This window comes from Candidatus Poribacteria bacterium, assembly GCA_021295715.1.
Lineage (GTDB): Bacteria > Poribacteria > WGA-4E > WGA-4E > WGA-3G > WGA-3G.
The window spans coordinates 1-3,406 of the sequence record JAGWBV010000159.1; the positions used below are offsets into that span (position 1 = coordinate 1).

The window sequence follows — 3,406 nt, forward strand, 5'->3', positions numbered from 1 at the left end:
CCCTTGCCTTCTTTGAAAGCGTCTGCCACAATTCAGTGTTATTCAAGAGTCTGTTAATCTTATCGGAGAAATCTATCGGACACGGATAACTCACCAATGTTGCAATGTCTTGGTCGAAATTCTTGGCATCCGCGACCAACCCCGCATCTCCGACAACCGATGGGACCCCATCGAAATTCGGGACGACCGGCGGCACCCCGCACGCCATCGCCTCAAGCACGGTTAACCCGAACGTCTCTTCACCCGACATCGAAAGAAAACAGTAAACATCGAAGGCGTTATAGATAAGCGGGAGTTTCTCGCGCGGATGGAAGCCGACATAAACGAGGTTGTCCGGGAGTTTTCGGGACGCATACCGTCCCATGTTCGGACCCGCTATCAAGAAAAGCAGATGCGGGTTCAGTGCCGCCAACTTCAAGTAGACGGATGCCCCTTTCTCCGACTGCACCCTGGAGAGATACCCGACTGTCGGCGCACTCTCAATCCGATCGTCTCCGACCATTTTCGCAATTTCACGCTTCGCTGCCGCTTTATCCATCGGTCGGAACAACGCCGAATCCACGCCGTTTGGCAATGTATTGAAAAAACTCGGATCCCAGACGTAATCTGAATAGAACTCACGGACATAATCTGATGGCGCAGTAAACCCATCACACTCCCGCATCGCCGCGTAATGCCGTAAAATGGAATTCATCGCTTGCCCGCCGTGTCCGCGCGGGGCATGACACTGCACCAAAATCGGAGGGAACTCCCGGTATCGGTACAGCGGGAGTAACCACCGTTCCTGCTCTTGATGCAAGGTCAGGATACCATAATACGTTTCACCGATTTTTGACCGAAGCCGAACTAAGTCCTCGATGCCCATATCGATTTCATATACGCCATCCGTGATCTTCCGGTTCCGAGACCCCGCGAAATGTAGATCCGTATACTTGGTGAGGTGCTGAATCATATAAGAAAGTGCCATGTTGGTGCCAGCTGACAACATTTCAATATCGAAAAGTGAATCCGCAGCGATGCTCGGGAGCACTACAAGCAGTTTTCGCCACTTACTTTCTGTCGTGAGGCTCTGCTGTATGGCTTCCCCGCGATTGAACAGCAAGCCTTCTTTTTGAAGTTCCGCGAATGTTTCAAACGCTTCGGAGATGTCGTCGGCTTCATAAGAAGTGCTCAGTATTTCGACAATCGCAGCGTGTGTCTGCGTTTCCGCGAGTTTTAGGATGTCCGCCATCACAGCAGTGAGTTCGACGACCCGCGCTTTCTCAAGATCTGCTGCATACGACGCGCCTGCCTCTTCAAAGAGATAGAGTTGATGCAATATTCTTGGAAAATCGAGCAATTTTTGTGTGTTCCTTTCGTTTTTTTATTAGACTTCCGGCTCCTATTCTTAAAGACTGCACTTTTGTGTCGATTTCGTGCATAAAATGAAAAAAAAATGAAAATTTATTTTTCATTTCGATTTATCGGGACAGGGAATTGCAGCCTACATACCGAAAGAACCCGCATGGTATCAGGGGTCAGAGGCACTTATGTGCCGAAATTCGTTGAAGGTATAAAAAATAATTTTTTTATTTAAAACGCGAATTTGACATTTTTTCAGATGTTTGTACCCTTTTTGAAATCCATCCTTTTTTGCATTTTACTCTGAATACTCTGAAAATTGCCCATTTTTTTACAGTGACCGGTTCCGGGAAAATGGCGTAAGAAATGGCAAACTGAACAACCCGACACCCGCATGAAATAGGTTGAAAACAAACCTAAATGGATATTATAATGTTAAGGGATAATGAGGATGCCCTTTAAAACCAGAGGAGTTAACAGTGTTTGACAGTCTGACAGAACTCATCGAAAAAATATCTCTTGGCGAGGACGCAACGATTGAATTCAAACGAACGTTGCCGCATAGGAACAGCCTTGCCGATGAGATTGCCGCTTTTGCGAACGCGAGAGGGGGCGTGATCCTCATCGGTGTTGGCGACAATCATGAAATTGTCGGAATTGACCGGCAGGAACTGGATAGAGCCGAAAAAACAGTCATTGAAATATGCCAAGACAGCATTGAACCGATGCTTCTCATTTTTACAGAAAAACTGAGGATTGATGACAAAAATCTGCTAAAAATAGAGGTACCGAGAAGTCTGTTCGTTCACAAAACGGCTAACGGTTACTTCATTCGTCAAGGCAGTAGCAAAAGGGAGATGCCTACTGAGCAGTTAGCGCGGTTATTCCAAAGCCGCTCGCAGGCACGTATTATCGCTTTCGATGAGCAGTTCGTGCCGAATACGAGTCAAGATACACTCAAAAGAGACCTCTACCAACGATTTATCACAGACGGCGCGACAACAGATGACATGGAAGACTTGCTCCTTAAAAGGCATTTATTGGTCAAAGAGGGACAGCAGAGCCTCGCCTCCGTTGCGGGGATACTGATGTGTCATGACAAACCTGACGATTACCTCTATAACAGTTTCATTCAAGCCGTTTACTATCGTGGGAAGGAAAGAGATGCGAACTACCAGATCGATGCAAAGGACTTTAAGGGGCCCCTGGACCAACAGATTATAGACACGATGAGATTTGTCTACAAATACAACGCAGTCGCTGCACGGAAGGACATCGGTAGGATAGACTTCCCAGAATACAGCATGCGTGCCGTGTTTGAAGCAGTCGTTAACGCGGTTGTCCACAGAGATTATTCCAAAACAAGTTCAAAGATTCGCCTGTTTATGTTTTCTGATCGACTGGAACTTTATTCTCCAGGGGCACTGGCAAACACGGTGACAGTGGACAATTTACGTTACAGCCAAGCCACGCGTAACGAACTTCTCGCTCGCTTGCTTTCGGAAATTGCATTAGACGACGATATGGGAAAACAGGTGATTCGGCGACACTTTCTGGAACGTCGAGGCGAAGGGGTCGGTATTATTTTGAATGAAAGCGAGACACTGAGCGGAAAAACACCTGTATATGAACTATTCGATGAAGAATTGCGTCTGACAATTTTTGCAGCAAAACCCGCATGGTAAGAAGAAGTATAAAGCAAATTGACAAAATATACGGTTTTAGAGTAAAATTGAGGGCAACTAACAGTTTCTGACATGCACGCGAAACATCCAATAGCGATAAGGAGTTTGACAATGCTAACGCAAGAACAGGTCGAATTTTACCATGAGAACGGGTACCTCAAGGTAGACCAACTCTTCAAACCAACGGAAACGAAAGAACTGGCATCTGAGATGGTGCGGATTATCAACAATTGGGGACAAGAGACAATCGGTTGGCCCGGACCTTGGCGCACACGCTACCTCAAAGAGGAAGATCAGCAGACGACGAAGGCTGTCTTCATGCATAATCCCCATTTCTACTCCGCCGCATGGGGGCGAGTGATTTTCCATGAACGACTGAC

General features: G+C 46.8%; 3 protein-coding genes. 2 read left to right on the forward strand and 1 reads right to left on the reverse strand.

All coding sequences use genetic code 11. From position 1 onward, the window contains the following. Nucleotides 1-1,339 (reverse strand): glycosyltransferase family 4 protein (locus J4G07_22290; GenBank protein MCE2416714.1); only part of this gene is annotated, 1,339 nt, incomplete at its 3' end. A gap of 481 nt (nucleotides 1,340-1,820) precedes the next feature. Between J4G07_22290 and J4G07_22295 the strand changes: the two genes are divergently transcribed. Further along, nucleotides 1,821-3,026, forward strand: coding sequence for a putative DNA binding domain-containing protein (locus J4G07_22295; protein ID MCE2416715.1), 1,206 nt, complete (start codon nucleotides 1,821-1,823; stop codon nucleotides 3,024-3,026). Between the two features lie 111 nt (nucleotides 3,027-3,137). Then, the coding region (locus J4G07_22300) for a hypothetical protein (GenBank protein MCE2416716.1) at nucleotides 3,138-3,406 on the forward strand (269 nt) is incomplete at its 3' end.